The sequence below is a fragment of the Methanobrevibacter sp. genome (genome assembly GCF_030539875.1).
GTDB lineage: Archaea > Methanobacteriota > Methanobacteria > Methanobacteriales > Methanobacteriaceae > Methanocatella.
Genome location: NZ_JAUNXI010000020.1, coordinates 1 through 18,264, shown reverse-complemented (window position 1 = coordinate 18,264; position 18,264 = coordinate 1). Strand labels below are relative to the sequence as shown.

Annotated in this window: 18 protein-coding genes; 7 read left to right on the top strand and 11 right to left on the bottom strand. The window is 26.5% G+C overall.

The annotated features are described in order from the left end of the window. Positions 1-1,003, bottom strand: a 1,003-nt coding sequence (locus tag Q4Q16_RS07825; RefSeq protein WP_303347169.1) for a glycosyltransferase family 2 protein, incomplete at its 3' end; no start/stop codon positions are given. Positions 1,004-2,356: 1,353 nt separating this feature from the next. Between Q4Q16_RS07825 and Q4Q16_RS07820 the strand changes: the two genes are divergently transcribed. Then, entirely contained in the window at positions 2,357-3,283 is a 927-nt protein-coding gene (locus Q4Q16_RS07820) for a glycosyltransferase family 2 protein (RefSeq protein ID WP_303347168.1), read from the top strand. A gap of 291 nt (positions 3,284-3,574) precedes the next feature. Here Q4Q16_RS07820 and Q4Q16_RS07815 read toward each other — a convergent pair whose 3' ends face one another. Both Q4Q16_RS07815 and Q4Q16_RS07810 read right to left on the bottom strand, forming a co-directional pair. Further along, entirely contained in the window at positions 3,575-5,020 is a 1,446-nt protein-coding gene (locus Q4Q16_RS07815) for a DUF6020 family protein (RefSeq protein ID WP_303347167.1), read from the bottom strand. Between the two features lie 78 nt (positions 5,021-5,098). Beyond that, positions 5,099-6,295, bottom strand: coding sequence for a DDE-type integrase/transposase/recombinase (locus Q4Q16_RS07810; RefSeq protein WP_303347166.1), 1,197 nt, complete (start codon positions 6,293-6,295; stop codon positions 5,099-5,101). A gap of 385 nt (positions 6,296-6,680) precedes the next feature. On the opposite strand from Q4Q16_RS07810, the gene Q4Q16_RS07805 reads away from it, so the two are divergent. The 3 genes from Q4Q16_RS07805 (at position 6,681) to Q4Q16_RS07795 (ending at position 8,743) form a co-directional block, all read left to right on the top strand. Next, positions 6,681-6,902: a hypothetical protein gene (locus Q4Q16_RS07805; RefSeq protein ID WP_303347165.1), complete on the top strand. Its 222-nt coding sequence runs from the start codon at positions 6,681-6,683 to the stop codon at positions 6,900-6,902. Positions 6,903-7,125: 223 nt separating this feature from the next. After that, positions 7,126-7,701, top strand: a complete 576-nt coding sequence (locus tag Q4Q16_RS07800) for a hypothetical protein (RefSeq protein ID WP_303347164.1) — start codon at positions 7,126-7,128, stop codon at positions 7,699-7,701. 559 nt (positions 7,702-8,260) lie between these two features. Then, positions 8,261-8,743, top strand: coding sequence for a helix-turn-helix domain-containing protein (locus Q4Q16_RS07795; protein ID WP_303347163.1), 483 nt, complete (start codon positions 8,261-8,263; stop codon positions 8,741-8,743). A gap of 124 nt (positions 8,744-8,867) precedes the next feature. Here the strand turns inward: Q4Q16_RS07795 and Q4Q16_RS07790 are convergent, their stop codons facing one another. Beyond that, positions 8,868-9,107 (bottom strand): hypothetical protein, encoded by a 240-nt coding sequence (locus Q4Q16_RS07790; RefSeq protein WP_303347162.1) that lies wholly within the window; start codon positions 9,105-9,107, stop codon positions 8,868-8,870. A gap of 18 nt (positions 9,108-9,125) precedes the next feature. On the opposite strand from Q4Q16_RS07790, the gene Q4Q16_RS09295 reads away from it, so the two are divergent. Then, positions 9,126-9,572, top strand: a complete 447-nt coding sequence (locus Q4Q16_RS09295; protein WP_368660222.1) for a transposase — start codon at positions 9,126-9,128, stop codon at positions 9,570-9,572. A 4-nt stretch (positions 9,573-9,576) separates the two neighbouring features. Here the strand turns inward: Q4Q16_RS09295 and Q4Q16_RS07780 are convergent, their stop codons facing one another. The 6 genes from Q4Q16_RS07780 to Q4Q16_RS07755 all read right to left on the bottom strand — a co-directional run bounded on the left by Q4Q16_RS07780 (position 9,577) and on the right by Q4Q16_RS07755 (position 15,289). After that, a complete protein-coding gene (locus Q4Q16_RS07780) occupies positions 9,577-9,768 on the bottom strand; it encodes a glycosyltransferase family 2 protein (protein ID WP_303347161.1) in 192 nt (63 codons plus the stop codon). Positions 9,769-9,869: 101 nt separating this feature from the next. Then, positions 9,870-10,997, bottom strand: coding sequence for a glycosyltransferase family 2 protein (locus Q4Q16_RS07775; RefSeq protein WP_303347160.1), 1,128 nt, complete (start codon positions 10,995-10,997; stop codon positions 9,870-9,872). 89 nt (positions 10,998-11,086) lie between these two features. Next, a complete protein-coding gene (locus Q4Q16_RS07770) occupies positions 11,087-12,166 on the bottom strand; it encodes a phosphonoacetaldehyde reductase (protein WP_303347159.1) in 1,080 nt (359 codons plus the stop codon). Positions 12,167-12,168: 2 nt separating this feature from the next. Next, positions 12,169-13,287, bottom strand: coding sequence for a phosphonopyruvate decarboxylase (gene aepY / locus Q4Q16_RS07765; RefSeq protein WP_303347158.1), 1,119 nt, complete (start codon positions 13,285-13,287; stop codon positions 12,169-12,171). Positions 13,288-13,292: 5 nt separating this feature from the next. Further along, on the bottom strand, positions 13,293-14,588 hold the full coding sequence (gene aepX / locus Q4Q16_RS07760) for a phosphoenolpyruvate mutase (protein ID WP_303347157.1): 1,296 nt from the start codon (positions 14,586-14,588) through the stop codon (positions 13,293-13,295). Further along, positions 14,585-15,289, bottom strand: a complete 705-nt coding sequence (locus Q4Q16_RS07755) for a sugar phosphate nucleotidyltransferase (RefSeq protein ID WP_303347156.1) — start codon at positions 15,287-15,289, stop codon at positions 14,585-14,587. The genes aepX and Q4Q16_RS07755 overlap by 4 nt, the downstream gene beginning before the upstream one ends. A gap of 217 nt (positions 15,290-15,506) precedes the next feature. On the opposite strand from Q4Q16_RS07755, the gene Q4Q16_RS07750 reads away from it, so the two are divergent. Then, a complete protein-coding gene (locus tag Q4Q16_RS07750; RefSeq protein ID WP_303347155.1) occupies positions 15,507-15,872 on the top strand; it encodes a hypothetical protein in 366 nt (121 codons plus the stop codon). A gap of 554 nt (positions 15,873-16,426) precedes the next feature. Continuing rightward, entirely contained in the window at positions 16,427-17,008 is a 582-nt protein-coding gene (locus tag Q4Q16_RS07745) for a glycosyltransferase family 2 protein (RefSeq protein WP_303347154.1), read from the top strand. Between the two features lie 54 nt (positions 17,009-17,062). On the opposite strand, the gene Q4Q16_RS07740 is transcribed toward Q4Q16_RS07745, so the two are convergent. Next, the gene (locus Q4Q16_RS07740) at positions 17,063-18,085 is read right to left on the bottom strand and encodes a phosphorylcholine transferase LicD (RefSeq protein ID WP_303347153.1); all 1,023 of its coding nucleotides are present in this window, start codon (positions 18,083-18,085) and stop codon (positions 17,063-17,065) included. Positions 18,086-18,264 lie beyond the last annotated feature (179 nt).

Below are 18,264 nucleotides of genomic sequence, written 5' to 3'. Positions count from 1 at the left end.
TTTGAGCAATATAAAATTTTTTTATCAGCTGCATATAATCTAATCCATCACTTATATTGGCTTCTAATATTTTAAAATATAAATTAAATGGTTTTTCGTTCTTATAATAGCTATGATTTTTTAAAAATGCGTATTCCTCGCTTTCAAAAATGTCATTATATTCTTTTTCACTTATGCCACTTTTATTTAATTGAACTGTTAGAAAACTATAATGGTCACTTAATAGGCCATAGGCACAATTTTTATTAATGTCAAATTTTTCACAAATATCAATTAAAAGTCGGTATGCCTTCATTGATTTTAGAATATAGGGAATCTCTATATTTTGAGTCACTGATAAGTTATTTGGGTCTTCCCTTAATCTTCGATTATAAACGAGATATTTATTCAATGATAAAATTAGATTGGAACAGCAAATCGCTTTGCATACAAATACAAGATCTTGAGCGGGAATTCCTTCAGGAAATTTAATATCATTTTCAATCAATAATTTTTTTCTAAATATCTTTGATGAAATGGAGGGAGGAGTAGTTAACAGAACATAATCATTTTTTCCATCCTTATACAATGTTTTTTGCTGATTTTTTCTGATATGTTTATCTTTTTTTGAATTAGAACTTATATTCGAATATCCTCCTAAAACCATGTCTATATCAGGATTTTTATTTATTTTGGAGTATAATATTTCACAAGCATCCTCATTAAAGTAGTCATCTGAGTCTAAAAACATCAGATATTCGGAATTTGATTTTTCCATTCCAATATTACGTGGTCTGCCAGCATACCCACTATTCTCTTTCAAGTGAACTGAGATTACATTACCATATTCTTTAGAATAGTTATCAATTATTTCTCCACTATTATCTTTAGAATTATCATCTACAAAAATAATTTCTAAATTTTCAAATCCAATAGTCTGATTTAAAAGACTTTCAAAGGTTTTTGATAAATATTTTTCTGAATTATAAACTGGAATAATAATTGAAATGTTTTTTTTAGTCATTTTATCTCCTTTATTATAGTTACTTATTATTTTGTCATTTAATTATTTATTTGTTTTTAAAATAACATTATAAAAGTAGTATTTCTCAAAACACGGATTTAATAATGCAATTAATAGACATTAGTAAATTATTTTTCACGAATATTGCTTTTAAATTAAAAATATCTTTTAACAGACATATTTTTATTTTTCATCTTTAAATAGTCATTTAAACAGTTAGTGATTAAAAACAGAATAATTATTTGCTAGAAGTTTAACATACACTTAGAAATAGGCATTGTATCTTTTATTTCTCACTCTAAAGTAAAAGAACTATTACTTATTAATTTTTACAAAAATAGGATTGAATTCACAAAATGCAAATTTTTAATAAACTCCAAGTTTTTGAAAGAGCTATATCTGCACATTTATTGGGTGCTTTTAAAAATCATTTTGTTAAATCATTTATTTTTTGAAAATAATTCTTGAAAAATTAATAAATGATTGAATAGTATAATAATGGGTATAACATAGAAATAAATGTTCCAATTGATATATTGGACGAATAGGAATATATCTTTGCATTTTTTGTTGAATTTTTATTTTAATTCTGAGGAGATTAATTCTTTATTTAGACGTGGAAATATCACTGAAAAATTGGTTAAAGTAATTAAAATGGTAAACCATATTTTAAAAATAGAATATCTATCTGTTCGCATAGCGGATTCAAAAAACACAAGGAAATGGATATAACTTTCAAATGATTGACCATAAAAACTTTAAACAAGCCAGAAGATATGAAAACGTTCTTTTCAGTCATCGAAATGAATATCTGATGTTTTTTGGTTTATTTATGGATTTTATTGTTCCTTACATTAACTTGATGCACATCTTTAATATTTGAATATATGTGTGCAAGCAATAGAATCGAAAATATCTTTGGAATTATTTTTCCAAGCATATTAAGAAAACTATGGGAATATTTTTAGCATATTGGCAAGAGAGGTATTAGATTAAGATTTCGGTATATAAAAATGATTTATTAAAAAAACTCCAATTTGAGACAGCTCCACGAAATTTTTATTGAAAAAACTTAATAATTTGAAATATTAATATTATGTGGAAATAGTTTTCACATTCTTAAATCCACTATAATACATTATTAAAAACAATTTACTCTCATAGTATTTTGATGATTAGTGATTTATTTGTAAAATTGCGCTTCAAGTTGTCGTTGCAATTTTAAATTATGTATTCAGCAAGTTTCTTGTTTTCAAATAATAAACTTTTAAAAAATATGAACTTTTCAAATAATAAATAATATAAACAATAAGTAACAAAAAATAAAACATCGATTAAAACTATGTGATAATAATGAAAACAGCCATTCTAATACCATGTTATAATGAATCAATGACTATTAAAAAAGTCATAAATGATTTCCAGAAGGCATTGCCTGATGCTGACATTTATGTTTATGACAACAATTCAACCGACGGTACCGATAAAATAGCTAAAGAAGAAGGTGCTATTGTCAGATACGAATACAAGCAGGGAAAGGGAAATGTAGTAAGATCAATGTTTAGAGACATTGATGCCGACTGCTACATAATGGTGGATGGAGATGACACATACCCTGCCGAAGCCGCAATAGAAATTGAAAAACTTGTCCTGGAAGGAAAAGCAGACATGGTAATTGGAGACAGACTTTCATCAACCTATTTTACTGAAAACAAAAGGCCTTTCCATAACTCTGGAAACAAATTCATGAGAAAAGCCATCAACACCATATTTTCTAGTGATTTACATGATATTCTGACTGGAATGAGAGGATTCAGCTGGGAATTTGTAAAATCCTATCCAGTCATTTCAAAAGGATTTGAACTGGAAACCGAAATGAGCATATTCGCACTTGACCACAACTTCAAAATAGCAGAGATTCCAATAGACTACAGAGACCGGATAGAAGGAAGCGAATCAAAACTGAATACATATTCTGATGGCTATAAAGTAATAAAACTCATTATAACATTATTCAGAGACACAAAGCCCCTGGCATTCTTTTCAATAATCACAGGAATACTTATTATCATTGCTTTATTCTATTTCATACCTATTTTAATAAGTTATTTATATACAGGATATGTATTAAGAATTCCAACTCTTATCGTGGCAGCAGTTACATTTCTAGTAGCTGTCATGATATTCTTAAGCGGACTTATCCTCCAAGTGCTAAAAAAACAGCATGACCAGAACTTCGAGCATTATTTAACTCAAATTATGTTAAAAAGAAATAATTAATAACTCCATATCTAAGTAAAAACAATGTGTCTATTTTAATAATATTTCACTTAAATATTTAGAACTCTATTATAAAATAACTTATTAATAAACAATTTTTAAATTAAGTTCTCTTTAATGATTTAAGTATTACCACACAAAAAGTTTTCAATTACAAACAATAATAGTGATTTTAAATTTATGCTTTTTAACTAAATTAAATTTCTATTTATAATAAAAATTTTATTATAAAAATAATTAAAAAAATGAAATATTATGATGACGGCTACTAATGAACATTATAATTAGTTTTTAAGATTCCCTTTTAGATAGAACATTAATAAAAATTATCACCAATAAATAAAACACTAATAAATTAGCATACAAATATCTATTGTCTTGAATCGGAGTTGAAATAGCAACTGTCAAAATATTTAGCAAATTAGGTAAGTAAATAAGGAAAATATTTTTTGATTTGGTAATTAAATAAATTCCCACCATTAAGATAAACGCCAAATACATATACAATGCGGGACTATTGAATAAAGTATCTAAAATACGATTTTCTTTAGTCAGATAAGCAAATGAATTAATAATATCATATTTTTCAGTCCCCTTGTTTACTTCAAATACTTCCTCATAACTAGCAGTTGGAGTTTCATTTTTCTTTGAATAGAAATGTTCTTTAGAATTTTGTAAATTTGCTCCATCTTCATTTATATAATATTGCTTTCCAATCCAGTCTTCATCTCGAGTAATGTCCCAAACCATAGCTGAAGAACCCAGCATATATTTTATGAAATGTTTTGGATGTTGAATTGAATATTTTATAGCCATCTTTATATATTCACTTCTATTATTATCATAAGCCGACCTGTTTGATGAATCTCTAATGGGATCAGTATAATAGATATTATATTTTTCTTTAATCTGTTTTTTACTAATAACTTTATGTATCATATCCCTGTCATTTTTGCTTAAATCTAGATTTAAATCATAATCGGCTAGCATATGCATGACTTTAGCAAAAACTCCATCTTTATGAGTATCCTCAACTTCGTATACAACACTTAATGATGAAATTACCATTATAAAAATTATTGTTAAAACTGGAATAATAATATACATTTTTTGAGGCTTATTATTTTTATAAAGAAAAATACATAAAATAATTAAAAGCATTAATATATTATAAATTCCATTAAACCTTAATTGTGCAATACAAGCCATAATTAAACTCATAATTATTACAAAACCAATATCTAACTCAGCATTTCTATCTAACATTACTTGAATTAATAAGCATAATAATAATACCAAATAACTAAATAACACATCTTTCCACAATGTAATGGAATATAATGCGTTAATTGGAATTAAAGAAATAGTAAAAGTTAAAATTACTTGCATGAAAAAGTATTTTTTTGTTTCTAAATCATCATTTCGATTATATTTACAAATTAACGTCCAAATTATAGAAAATGAGAGTATTTGAACAACCCCAATTGTTACTGGGCTAGCATATATTTTAATACAAACCATTTCTATGAATGTATGGAAAAATGGTTGCCAATTATTAAAATTACCTGTAGCAATTTGATGTAATTGATTAAATGAGTCATAAGTCAATATTCCAGGATTATAAATATAAAGGTAAAATAAGAATATAATTAAAGGTATCAAAAATATTATTAAATCCTTTAAATTAAATTTAGGAATATTTATTTTTTTGTTTTTAGTTCTGTAATTTAAATTCATACTATCTTATATATCTTAAATACTATTAAAATTTTTCTTGTAGGAAACTGGGGGACTGTCACAAATTTGAGTGATTTTTTAACAAACCATTTTCCTATCCCAATGTCTCAATTTAAGGCCAAATCGTGTCAATAATCCTTTATAAGTTCTCATAGTTTTCTTAATATACTTGGGAAAAATTATTCCAAATGCATTTTCAATTCTATTGCTTGTACGCTCTATATTCGAATCTTCAAGAGAATACATCAAGCTTTTAAAGTAAGGAAGGATAAAATTCATAAATAAGCCAAAAATAACCTCAGGCAACTCATTTCGATGTTCAAAAAGAACATTTTCATAACTTCTAGCCTCTTCAAAGCTTTCACAGCCAATCATTTCAAAAATAAATGATTTATAATTTTTTATTACTCCAATATCATCTTCATTGCAGTTATTTTCTTTAATATAGTCACTAATGTTCCTGTTTATCATTTGTTTTGTGTGAAAATGACAGAATTGATGTTTAAAACCTAATCTGCTAATAATTTCACGATATTCCTTCTTCAAATCTGTGGTTATTGATTTTTTAGGCTGATTACGAGTAGATTTGTTAATAAAGTCATAAATGGTCTTGGAGCCTTCTGAATCGACCAGATCAAAGGAAACGATTGTATTCATTTTAACGTCGAATAAGGCCAAAATGTACTTCCATTTTCCTTCAATTTTTACCCAAAGGCTATCAAATAAGTAATAGCCTGAAAGAGTCCATAGTTCATGTTTTTTATTAAAATCAAAGCTCAACAATACTCTTTCAATGGTTTGATGTGAAATAACGACTTTAAACTCGCTATTTAAATCCTCTTGAATTTTATAAATGCTGTTTCCATAAAGAGAGTATAAATAGAGGATTTTTTCAATAACAGGGATTGTAATATTGCATTTATCAAAAACAATAGATTTTAAATCAGCATAAAAAAATTTACCGCATTTTTTACATCTATACTTCTGAACATTACATTCCTGCACTCCTTTATACAAAAAAACTAATTTACGGTTGCGATATCCGTCCTTATTATATAATCTAGAGCCACAGTGCGGACAGACAGATATTCTATTTTTAAAATACAATCCACCATTTTTAATAGTTCTAATCAAGTTTTCACTGATATTTTTGCATCCAGATAAAGAATTACGCTCTTCAGAATTAAAATTAGAAAATTCGTCAAAAAAATCGCAAAGATTATATGCTTGTTCGTCCAATATATCAATTGGAGCCTTTATTTTTAGATTAGACATATTATTATATAGGCTCCAATCATTTATTAAGTTTTCTATCCTTATTTTCAAAAAATAAACAATTTAACGAAGAAAAAAAAGTTTTAACAAAAAATACTATTTTTTAAAATCACTCAAGTTTGATACAGTCCCTGCGGGATACTTATATTTAAAATTTTTATTTTGTTTAGGAATATTATACTCATTAAAAAATCCTTTTAAAATTCAATATATTAAACTAACATTGTATGCTAAAATTCTAATTAAATTTATCTTTTGATTTCAGGGAATCAATTAGCCCTATAAATTTAATAATTATGATTACTAAAAATTATTAAAAAATTAATTATCATATTCTTGTGTAAATTTAACTAATTATTATAAAAAATTATTATAGAGTGAAAAAATGTCATTCAAAGAAAAAGTTATGGGCAAATTATTATCAAAAAGTGGCAGTTATAATTTTTATAAAAATGCTTATGAAGAACATAAAAAGGAAAAGGCTAAACTTTTAAAAGAACAGAAAGAGCTAAAAGACGATATTAAAAACCTTAAAAAAATTAATAAAAATATAAATACAAAATACAAAAAATGCAAAAAAAAGTTGATGGGCATGCTCATTTTTTAAATAATCATTTAAATGAAATCTTAGACTTAGAATATGAATTAAGAACGCTGGTTAAAACAAATATAATAAAAAATAATAAAGTTATCCTAAATAATACTGAAATGATTAAAACCACTACAGAAGAACTCAGATATTCTGAAATATTTAACAATAGTTAAAAAGTTCAGAATGGTTAATAAATAAAAGTTTCTCATTAAATAAAGGCGCTTCAAATTACACAGTTATGTATGTTCTATTTAGAATCTTAGATGAAGCGAAACCACAGAATATATTAGAATTAGGTCTAGGTCAAACCACATTAATGACAACACAATACACAAATCATTTTGAAGACTGTAAACTACAAGTTATAGAAAATGATCAATCTTGGATAGATGTTTTTTCTAAAAAATTAAATTTAACAAATAAAATAAGGATTACACAATGTGATACTGAATTATTTACTTATGATGAAACAGAGAATTTACGTTATAAAAATTTAGAGGATATAGTTAATAATGAAAAATTTGATTTAATAATAATTGACGGACCTACTGGATTTATTGGAACATACAGTAAAGAAAACTTATTAAAATATCCTCGTACAAATATTTGGAATTTAATTGAAAATGATAATTTAGCTGAAAATTTCACAATTGTTTTAGATGATTATGACCGTGAAGGCGAACAGAATACTGGTAGGCATATATTTGAATTATTGGATGAAAAAAATATTACTTATGCTACGTACAGATACCATGGATTAAAAGATCAACTTTTAATATGTTCTGAAGAAACTTCTTTCTTAACTTGGTTGTAAAAGTTGCAAAAAATCTAGTCTGAAGGCTAGATTTTATATTATTTTATTAAATTTTTCTAATTATTTTAAAAGAATCATTTTACTCCAGAAACTTCTTTGATTAATGGCAATTTACTAGATATATATGCTATTAACCAAGATAAACATACGGTTCCTATTAAAATTAATGGCAATAATTTGATAGAATGAATTTCATATTGTTTTACAAATTTTAAAACAATAAAATGAATAAAGTACATTGCATAACTACAAATACTCAAAGAAATGATAATTTTGCCTAAAATATTGTCTTGCATGGATTTATACAGTTTAAAAATAAAATTAGAGTTATTATATGAGTTAATATCCAAATATTTTAAAAATAAAAATAAACCAATTCCTTGCAATACAATTGTAATGTTTAAGTACATAGGACTTACAACATCAATAGTATAATATGAAAATACCATATGTAAAAATGTAGATACTAATAAGATTATTAATCCTAAAATCATAATTAGGCTATCATTTATAGTAGTTTACCAAACTTTTATTATAGATGACTGACAAATATTATATTATGTCAGGAAAATCAAAAATTAATTTGGAAGAAAAAATTACTAAAGAAGAATTGAATGAAGAAATGAGTCGCTATGTAGGCCCATACAGGTATTATCAACGTTTAATTGCCATTAAATTCATCATGGACGGCAATACGATCAAAGATGCTTCAGATCTGTTAAATTTATCATACCAAACTGTGCACAGATGGGCAAAAAAATGTGAAAATGAGGGATTAGAAGGTTTAAAACCATCTTTTGGAGGAGGCAGGCCATCCAAATTATCCTATGAAGAATTGGTAAAATTGGATAAAATCATAGAAAATACTCCTAATTTGTCAATGAAAGATGTACAATTACTTGTAAAAGAAAAATTTGATGTAGATTACAGTTTAAAGCAAATAGGCATCATAACAAGAAAATTAGGATATAACTACAGCAAAGCATATCCGATTTTTAAAAAATCCCCTGAAAATGCCGCAGAACAATTAAAAAAAACTTAGAAGAATTTGATGTGAATGAAAACGATATTCTGGTGTTTTTTGATGAATCTTCCTTTTTAAATGAGCCTTATAACTCCAAATCACTTTATAAAAGGTGAACAAAGCATAAAAACGAAGCAAATCCTTATAAATTTAAAGCAAATGCCATAGGATCTCTAACAATAAATGGTAACTCAAGCATCACAATTACAAATTCATCAACAGCTCCAGAAATCGCAATTGCATTAATAGAGCTAAGAAAAGAAAACTTAAAAGAAAAAAATACTAAAAAATCATTAGAAAATGTTTTAAAGCACATACAATTAACCAATGAAGAAATAGAAGAAATTTTAATAGAAAATGCAGAAGACACTAAAAGCTTCATAAAAAAGTTGAAAATGCCATAAAAAAATATGGTTCAGACACATTTGTTCTAGCTAGAATCATTGGAAAACACTGTAATCGTGAATCTACAAATAATATAAAAAGAAAAAGAGAAATAAGAAGAAAATTAACATTAAATTTTCTAAATAAAGAAAATATTGAAAGAAAAATTAAATGTGAAAAAAGAATCTGTTTGATTTTAGATAATTACAGCGTTCACAAGTCCGCATTCATTAAAAAAATAGCTGAAATCCTTAATATAACTTTAATATACCTTCCAAATTATTCTCCACACTTAAATCCGATTGAACAACTTTGGAGAAAGATGAAACATATAATTAGGAATAAATATCTATATTCAGAGCAATATTTGAAGGAATTAACCGAAAAAACATTCTATGAATGTCTTAAAGAAAATAAAATATATGATTCATGGCTAGAAACATTTATAACAAAAGTTTGGTAACTAACTATACATTACTATATTCTTTAGAATATTTATCAATTATTTCTCCACTATTATCTTTAGAATTATCGTCTACAAAAATAATTTCTAAATTTTCAAAACCAATGGTCTGATTTAAAAGACTTTCAAAGGTTTTTGGTATATATTTTTTTGAATTATAAACTGGAATGATAATTGAAATGTTTTTTTTAGTCATTTTATCTCCTATTTAATATAGTTATTATTATTTTGTCTTTTTATTAATTTATTTTTAAAAAAACCTTAAAAATAAGAATTTTCCAAGAACACTTTATCATGTTAATTTTTTATTTTTTTATAAAATATCCAAAATCTGTAAGCTTTGGAAGATTTAAAATGTTCAATCTCTTTTTTCAAAGATTTATTTTTTTTTCTTAATGTTTTGTTTTCCTTTTTTAATTTTTTCATTCGTTTTTTTGATAGTGATAATTCCACTTCGTTTTCAAATTCCTTATAAGTTTGAGATGAAATTGCAGAGTAAAAAATACATTTGGATTTGAATGATAATACTTTTAAAAAGTCTTCATCCCCTTCAAATTCATCCTTATACAATAAAAAATCCTGTTTTATCCTTTTAAAGAATTCCTTTTTAACTTCATTATTTACTGAAGCAAATCTATTATAGGTGATACTTATCTTTTGATTATACAATGGAGATTTATATTTATCAAATAAACCTTTATCTTTCATGAATCCGTTTATCATATTAAATAATGGGATGCAATCCATATACTTTTCATTAGGGGATGTTGTTATGGAATTTAATCTTCTTCTACGATTATACAAATGTTTTTTATAAAAGTATACACGTTTAGCATTAAAAATTGCTTCAGTGAAAAATAAATTATCTTCAAAAATCAACCCTTCAGGAAATTTAAAGTCTTTAATTAAAGATTTTTTGAAAAACTTACCCGGTGCAGAAACAGCCATTGAAAAAACTTTATCTCCAAGTATTTCATAATTAAACACGTTGTCTCCAACAATTTCTTCAATATCTTCCATTTCGTAATATTCACTTGTATATTTTGTATCTGTACCATCATCAAAATTAATTAATTTAAAAATAACTAAATCAAGATTCTTTTCATCAGAAAGATTATAAAGTTCTTCTAATGCATTTAGTTCCAAATAATCATCTGAATCCATGAAATAAACATATTCTCCAGATGAAAGTTGCATGCCCTTATTTCGAGTTGCAGAAAGTCCACTATTTTCTTGACTAAACACGGCTATCCTATCATCTAAGGATTCATATTTTTCCAATATCTTTAAAGAACCATCTGTTGATCCATCATTTATACAAATAATTTCAATATCCTTTAATGTCTGATTAAGCACACTATTCAAACATTCTTTCAAATATTGTTCTACATTATAAACAGGAATAATTACTGATACTTTAACCATTAAATCCCTCTAAATATTAAATTATTTTATTTAAATAACTTAACTTTCATTATAATACCTTTAATTAAGTATTATGTTTGATAATTAATTCAATAAATATTAAATAATATTTCTTCAATTTCTATTTCATTGAAAATAATTGGATTGTTATCCATTCTTCCACCAGTTGTAGCTAATTTAACAATTTTTGGAATTTCTGATTTCTCCACACCAAATTTTGATAATTTCAATTTACCAGATGAAACTTCTATAAACCAATTTTCAATTCCATCAATATTTGATACATTCCAGGCATCAAGGAACAATTCTTTTTCATTCAAATATTCCCAATTTCTTTTAAGGACTTCCATTAAAGTTAATGCAGCAGCATAACCATGATTAATTCCAAATAGCATTGTTAAAGGATAAGATATTGAATGACATGCAGTGGTACGTGTATTTGAAAAGGCCAAACCTGCAAAAAATGACCCCATAATCATTTGTTTTCTATATTCTAAGTTATCCAAATCTTTTAATGCTAACGGCAGATATTTTCTAATGATTCGGATTGAGTCTCTTGCAAGAACTCTAGTGTATGGATTTGAAGGTACTGACCAATATGACTCCATTGCATGGGCTAATGCATCAAGACCTGTTGTTAATGTCATGTCTTCATCCAGTGTCAATGTTAATTCCGGCACTAACCAGGATTCATTAGGATATAAGTAATCTGCATCTATTGAATATTTTTTAGAATTATCAAAATCCCATATTGTTGCCCATTTAGTACATTCTGATCCTGTTCCAGCAGTTGTTGGAATAGCAATGTATGGAATTGGATTAGCATTATTCAGATAATTTTTATTTTTTAATAAAGATAAAACATCATATCTTTTAAGATTATATAATGCGGAAACAGCTTTAGCTAAATCAATTGTGCTGCCTCCACCAATTGCAATGATTATATCCGGTTTGATTATGTTTGATAGCGTTTCTTCAACTAAATGAACATCAGGATTTGAAATACTTTCATCAATGACTTGAAAATTGGTCACTTCTAAATCAAATGTTTTGATTAAACGTTTAGATCCAATAAATAATACATTTTTAGTAAATGTTGACAATCTTTCTTTTAATTCCTCAAGAGTATACTCATAGAATTTTATCGGTACATTATAGGTCCAATCCATAATCATCCCCCTTGTAATTTTTTCATGAAATCATTTTTATTTTCTATAGGTGGTGTTGTTGGCCTTCCTAAGTCTTTTCTTGATGAGATATCAACATTAATATTTAAAAATACTGGCCCATTAGATGAAAGGAATTTAGGTAAAATCTCTTTTAATTCCTCACTATTTGAAGCATTGAATACATTTTCATATTTGCATGATAATATTAAATTGTTGATATCTATGTTGCTCATCACAGTAGGTAATCCCCCAACACTTTCATGAGCTGAATTGTTAAACAGGATATGGTAAAAATTCTCAGGTTTTTTAGAACCTATTAAGGCAAGCGAACCCATATGCATAAGCAATGATCCATCTCCATCAAAGCAAAATATTTTTTTATCCGAACTTAATGCAACACCTAGTGCAATACTTGATGAGTGGCCCATAGATCCTACAGTTAAAAAATCATTTCCATGACCTTGTTTATTATCTTCACGATATTCAAATAATTCCCTTGAAATTTTACCCGTAGTTGAAACAATAATATCCTCCTCGTTTAAAAAACTTGAGACCATTTGGATAGCTTCTTCTCTTGTTAAGGTATTGTCATTTGATTTTTTAATTTTATAGTTTTCAAAAGTATTTTTTGATACAACAATGGCAACACTTTCACCAATATTTAATTGAGGTAAAAATTCATTGTTAAATTCGTCTCTTAAATCATCCAAAGATGAATCCTTATTAATAACAGTATATTTGATATCTAACAATTCAAGTAAATCCAAGGTAACTTCACCTTGTTTTTTATGTTGCGGTTCATCATGAACCCCTGGCTGGCCTCTCCATCCAATCACATAAATTATTGGTATGGAGTATACCTTTGAATGTGTCAAGGATGTCACGGGATTAACAATATTACCCAAACCAGAATTTTGAAGATAAACTAAAGGAAACCTTCCAGTTGATAAATAGTAACCTGCAGCTATTCCAACGGCATTTCCTTCATTGGCAGCAATTATATTGCTACAATTTTCTTCAACATAATCACAAAAGGAGCTTAACTGCGAATCTGGAACACCGCAAAAGAAATCAATATCAATTTCATTCAAATATTCAATTAAATTTTCAACATCAATCATCATCATCACTCATCTGGAATTAATGTTAAAATTTCTTTAATAGATAGGCATTGATCTTCAACTTCTTTGCAACGTTCATTTTCAAGAATTAATTTTGCAGTGTTCATCATTGCAGGATAAGCACTTCTTATTAAATGATTTGCATAAATTACAATATTCACGCCTCTTTTAGCAAATTCTTCTTCATATACTTGATTAAATGAAGTTGGAACAACAACTAAAGGAACATCTGGGGCAAATTCATTGAATTTATCGCAAAATTCAAAAATCTCATCAGGTTCAGATTCTCTTGAATGGATCATTATACCATCAGCACCTGCATTAATATAAGCTTTAGCTCTTTTTATAGCATCATCCATACCTTTTTTCAATATTAAACTTTCAATTCTTGCAATAATCATAAATTCATCTGTGAGAAGAGCCTTTTTACCGGCACTAATTTTTTCACAAAAATTCTCAATGCTATCTTGGGTTTGCTCCACATCTGTTCCGAATAAGCTATTCTTTTTTAAACCCATTTTATCTTCAATAATTATTGCAGAAACACCCATTCTTTCTATGGTTTTTATATTAAACACAAAATGTTCCAAAAGACCACCAGTATCCCCATCTAAAATGATAGGTTTGGAAGTCACTTCCATAATTTCATTAATAGTTGAAATTCTTGAAGTCATATCTACAAGTTCAATGTCTGGTTTTCCCTTAGCAGTTGAGTCTGTTAAACTTGAAATCCAAATTGCATCAAAAGTATTGATTTGCTCATCTTTAGTAACTTTGGCATTATCTACAACTAAAGCAGATAATCCATTATGTGCTTCCATTGTGCGTACTATAGGTTTGAGAGAAATCAATTGTTTTAATTTGCCTCTGCGAGCATCAGGAATAGAAGATGCATTTTTAATGATATTATTTATTTGATCAATACTCACATCTTCTGTAAAGGGTATCTCAATTAGTTGACCTCCCCATTCTTCAAGAGTATTGATTACATTCTGTCTGATTCGACTTTGAATACCTTCTTTCCAGTCATCACCATGGAAAACATAATCCGGTTTGAATTTTTTTAAGTTTTCAGTATAATCTAAGGTTGTTTGAGGAACAACCTTTTTTACACCATTAATGTTTTCAATAATAAAAGAACGTTCTTCAAAATTTAATATGGGTAATCTTTTAAATGTAGCAACAGCTTCATCTGTTAAAATTCCTACAATAAGCTCACCATATTCAGAAGCTTTTTTAATTAAATTAATGTGGCCATGATGTAATATATCCGCACTAATTGCAATATATACGGTTTTCATTTTAATATCTCCTTAACTTTTTTAAGATCATTTTTATTATCCACTTCCATGCATAATAATCCTTCTAAATCTAAAGCATAAATATTGATATCATTTGTTAATTCATTTAAAGCGTTTTCAGCATAAACATTAGTTTTCCCATTTTCACAAAAATCTCTAATTTTATTTTTCCAAGTTTTCCAATCATTATTTTTTAGTTTGTAGAAGGGCTGGCATGCTACTGCATCATTTTCAAAATAATCAACACCTATATATTTTACAGTATCATCTTCAATTTTGGCTTTAAAATCATCTTTCGGAATATTAATAGTGGAATCAATAACAACGCAAGATTTATTTGAATTTATAACCTTTTCAGCAGTTTTTTGATTAAAAACTAAATCTCCATGAAGTAAAATTATATCATCATCCATATCTGGAATTAAATCAATAGATTTAATATAATTAGTTTTGTTATAAAATGGATTGTGGACGTAAGTAAAATTGAAATCTGGGAAATTAACATCGATATAATTTCTTAAAACATCATCTAGATATCCGGTAGTAATAATAAATTCATCAATTTCGAAATTAGAAATAATTGAAATGGCCCTAGATAATATTGTTTCATTATTATGTAGTTTAACTAATGATTTTGGGTTGTTTTCTGTTAGTTCTTCCAATCTAGTTCCCATCCCTGAATTTAAGATAATACATTTCATTAATACACCTATTTTAACATATTAAAAATTATGATAATATATTATATTTTGATAATAATTCTTTATATACTTTTAAATAAATTATGATTAAACATAGAATTAGCAGTATTTTTTCTTTTTATTATATTTAAAAATTTAAGATTCATATGACATTTCAACCCAATTCACACTCACTGGACAGAGCACAATACCAGTAATTGACATTGAAGCGAGATTTATGAAAAGCAAGAAAGGAAATCGAATGGTTGCCTATAATATCCAATCTGTAGTCGATTATGATACAAAATTAATCTGCGCAATAAACGTCACACATCGGCCAACAGACCATTACGAACTTCTGAAAATCGCAGAAAAAGCAATAAACAACATAGGAAAAGTTCCACAGACAATGAGCGTGGATACAATTTATTTGAATGAAATAAGCCTCTCATTCTTTGCCAATAACAATATAAACGGCTTAATTCCAATTAGAAAGCAATCCAATGAAAGAATTGGCCGTTTAAGTGACAATCTGTACCACAAGGATCTCTTCGCCTACCTTTTTGAACAGGACGCATTCTTGTGTCTGAAGGCCAGATTCTAACTTTTTTCAACGATTATGTGAAAAAAATCCTGATTCTGACAAACAGGACAAGATAAAAAGGCTTTACACCAATTACGGTGTCTGCAAGGCCTGTAAAGCCCGAAACAAGTGCCTTTCGGCCTCCTACTATCACCGAACAATCACCGAATATGGGTCTGAATGAAGAAAGGAATGCAGTTAAAAATTGAAAAGGATGAAAATAAAGATGAATATGGTAAAATGTCAATCTTTGAAGGCTAATTTGGAGTTTTTAAGGAATAATTCCAAATAAATAACCATTAAAGTTACAAAAAATTTTCTAAATTTTAAAATGAATTTACTGAAAATATAATTTATTTCACAATAATCAACAAATAGGGAAATAAATTATGATTATTATATATATGAATATTATTAACTTTTAATGATATCTATATTTATATATCGTAATATGTAAAATAATAATTAAATTAATAAAACTATGAGGATAAAATGATTTCAATATTGATGTTAACATATAATGCTCCATTTTATGTTTTTATATCTATTATGGGAGTTCATAAAGCAAAGAAAAAATGGATGAATTAGAATTAATTGTTCTTGATAATAATTCCAAATTTCAAACAAAAATTCTTTTAAAAATTTTAAAAAAATTGAAACTAATAGATACATTAGTTTTAAATTCAAAAAATGATTTATTTGCAAAAGGAAATAATTTAGCAAGCAAATATGCAAGTGAAAAAACTACACATTATTTGCTTCTAAACTCAGACATTAAAATAAATGACCCTAATTGTTTTAATAGATTAATGGAAATTCATCCTACTGGTGGCGGAATTTCTTCATTTGGAGCGGTTCTATACGAACCTATAAGAGCAGATGGCTATTGTATGCTAATTGATAAAGATTTATATGATAAATATCAATTGGATGAAAATTTTGAATGGTGGTGGTCTGTAACTAAAATACAAAGTCAAATTTTAACAGAAGGACTTAAAATTAGGGCAGTTCAAAATCATGAAAAATACATTCATCATTATGGCGGTAAATCAGGGAAAGGATGGAAAGACGCTAAAGGCATGGATATAAGAATGGATGAAGTAATAAATTGGTTTAAAGATAAAAAAGAAAATGTGGAAATAATTAAAATAATTTAATTCCCTAATTTATTAAAATAAAAAATTAAAATAAGGTTTAACAAAAAATAAACATTATTTAAAGTCCAAATTTACACTATTCAATCGTTTTATAGCTTTTTCATATGCTAAATTAATATCTTCAACATTACGAACATCCGCAACATTAGTATGATGATGATTAATCACAGAAGGAATCTTCATATGATTAGAATATGTTGTTGAGAGATAATAATCAGGATCATTTGGAACCTTATATCCTTTCCCATTAAATTCAAGAGTTTTAAAAGGTAAAAAACGACTTTTTTTCCATAAATAGAACTTATGATTATAACCTGCAGAATATCTAGGAGTTTCAAGACCTGGAATTATAAACTCTCCATCATCCCAATTTAAATCCATATTATCGTAGTAATCATTAATTACCTCATCTCTACTATGGCCAGTGCATAATTTTTTATAAAATTTATCTCTTTCTTTGGCATGATTTTTTGGAGACATTTTATAATTGTTTGTAAAATCAAATGGAAATACATCAATTCCGGATAAAACATTCTCCCCATACATATAATCCAATTTGATAAATGGGTTGATAAAGTATTTTCTAACTTCCTGATCTTTATGAATAATAATCACATCATCTAAACCTTGATAAACTACTTCTTCATCAATTATATCTGAAAATTTATTATACTCTTTTCTCATCATTGCTATATCCATATCATCATCCCATGGAATAAAACCCCCATGACGTACAGCACCTAATAAATTTCCCGCTTCCAACCAATAACCTAATTCATATTTATTACATACATTCACAGTAAAATCCAATAACTCCTGACATAATACCTGCATATTTTTTAAAATCCCTTTAGGTTTTAATTCATAATCTAAAAATAAAGTATTGAAAAGAAATGTATTTGAATCTATTACCTTTTCATAATATTCATTCTTCTTTTCTAACATTGAAATTTTCTTATTTAAGGATTTTATTTCTTTATTGAATTTTTTATTTAAAATTTCATTTTCATTTTTATAATGATTGTAAGAACCACTACTTTCCAAGAATTTTTGTTTAATTTTACCGATTACTGACATTAATTCCACACTCTAAAAATTAAAAATTTAAATATTTTAACAAAAGATTTCACATTATCTATTAATTTTTCTAAAAATTGTAGTTATTTTCCAACTAGTCGAATTCAATAATTTTTCTTTTTTATTTTTTTGAAAATCTAACTCTTTATTTAATTTTTTATTTCTCTTTTTTAATTTTT

What these genes read in the sequence shown, in the direction of transcription:
- Q4Q16_RS07795 (WP_303347163.1), top strand. Translation starts at nt 8,261, where the DNA reads ATGTCAGGAAAATCAAAAATTAATTTGGAAGAAAAAATTACTAAAGAA.
- Q4Q16_RS07775 (WP_303347160.1), bottom strand. Translation starts at nt 10,997, where the DNA reads ATGGTTAAAGTATCAGTAATTATTCCTGTTTATAATGTAGAACAATAT.
- aepX (WP_303347157.1), bottom strand. Translation starts at nt 14,588, where the DNA reads ATGAAAACCGTATATATTGCAATTAGTGCGGATATATTACATCATGGC.
- Q4Q16_RS07790 (WP_303347162.1), bottom strand. Translation starts at nt 9,107, where the DNA reads ATGAAGCTTTTAGTGTCTTCTGCATTTTCTATTAAAATTTCTTCTATT.
- Q4Q16_RS07755 (WP_303347156.1), bottom strand. Translation starts at nt 15,289, where the DNA reads ATGAAATGTATTATCTTAAATTCAGGGATGGGAACTAGATTGGAAGAA.
- Q4Q16_RS07810 (WP_303347166.1), bottom strand. Translation starts at nt 6,295, where the DNA reads ATGTCTAATCTAAAAATAAAGGCTCCAATTGATATATTGGACGAACAA.
- Q4Q16_RS07770 (WP_303347159.1), bottom strand. Translation starts at nt 12,166, where the DNA reads ATGGATTGGACCTATAATGTACCGATAAAATTCTATGAGTATACTCTT.
- Q4Q16_RS07745 (WP_303347154.1), top strand. Translation starts at nt 16,427, where the DNA reads ATGGATGAATTAGAATTAATTGTTCTTGATAATAATTCCAAATTTCAA.
- Q4Q16_RS07740 (WP_303347153.1), bottom strand. Translation starts at nt 18,085, where the DNA reads ATGTCAGTAATCGGTAAAATTAAACAAAAATTCTTGGAAAGTAGTGGT.
- Q4Q16_RS07800 (WP_303347164.1), top strand. Translation starts at nt 7,126, where the DNA reads ATGTATGTTCTATTTAGAATCTTAGATGAAGCGAAACCACAGAATATA.
- Q4Q16_RS07805 (WP_303347165.1), top strand. Translation starts at nt 6,681, where the DNA reads ATGTCATTCAAAGAAAAAGTTATGGGCAAATTATTATCAAAAAGTGGC.
- Q4Q16_RS07815 (WP_303347167.1), bottom strand. Translation starts at nt 5,020, where the DNA reads ATGAATTTAAATTACAGAACTAAAAACAAAAAAATAAATATTCCTAAA.
- Q4Q16_RS07820 (WP_303347168.1), top strand. Translation starts at nt 2,357, where the DNA reads ATGAAAACAGCCATTCTAATACCATGTTATAATGAATCAATGACTATT.
- Q4Q16_RS07750 (WP_303347155.1), top strand. Translation starts at nt 15,507, where the DNA reads ATGAAAAGCAAGAAAGGAAATCGAATGGTTGCCTATAATATCCAATCT.
- Q4Q16_RS07780 (WP_303347161.1), bottom strand. Translation starts at nt 9,768, where the DNA reads ATGACTAAAAAAAACATTTCAATTATCATTCCAGTTTATAATTCAAAA.
- aepY (WP_303347158.1), bottom strand. Translation starts at nt 13,287, where the DNA reads ATGATTGATGTTGAAAATTTAATTGAATATTTGAATGAAATTGATATT.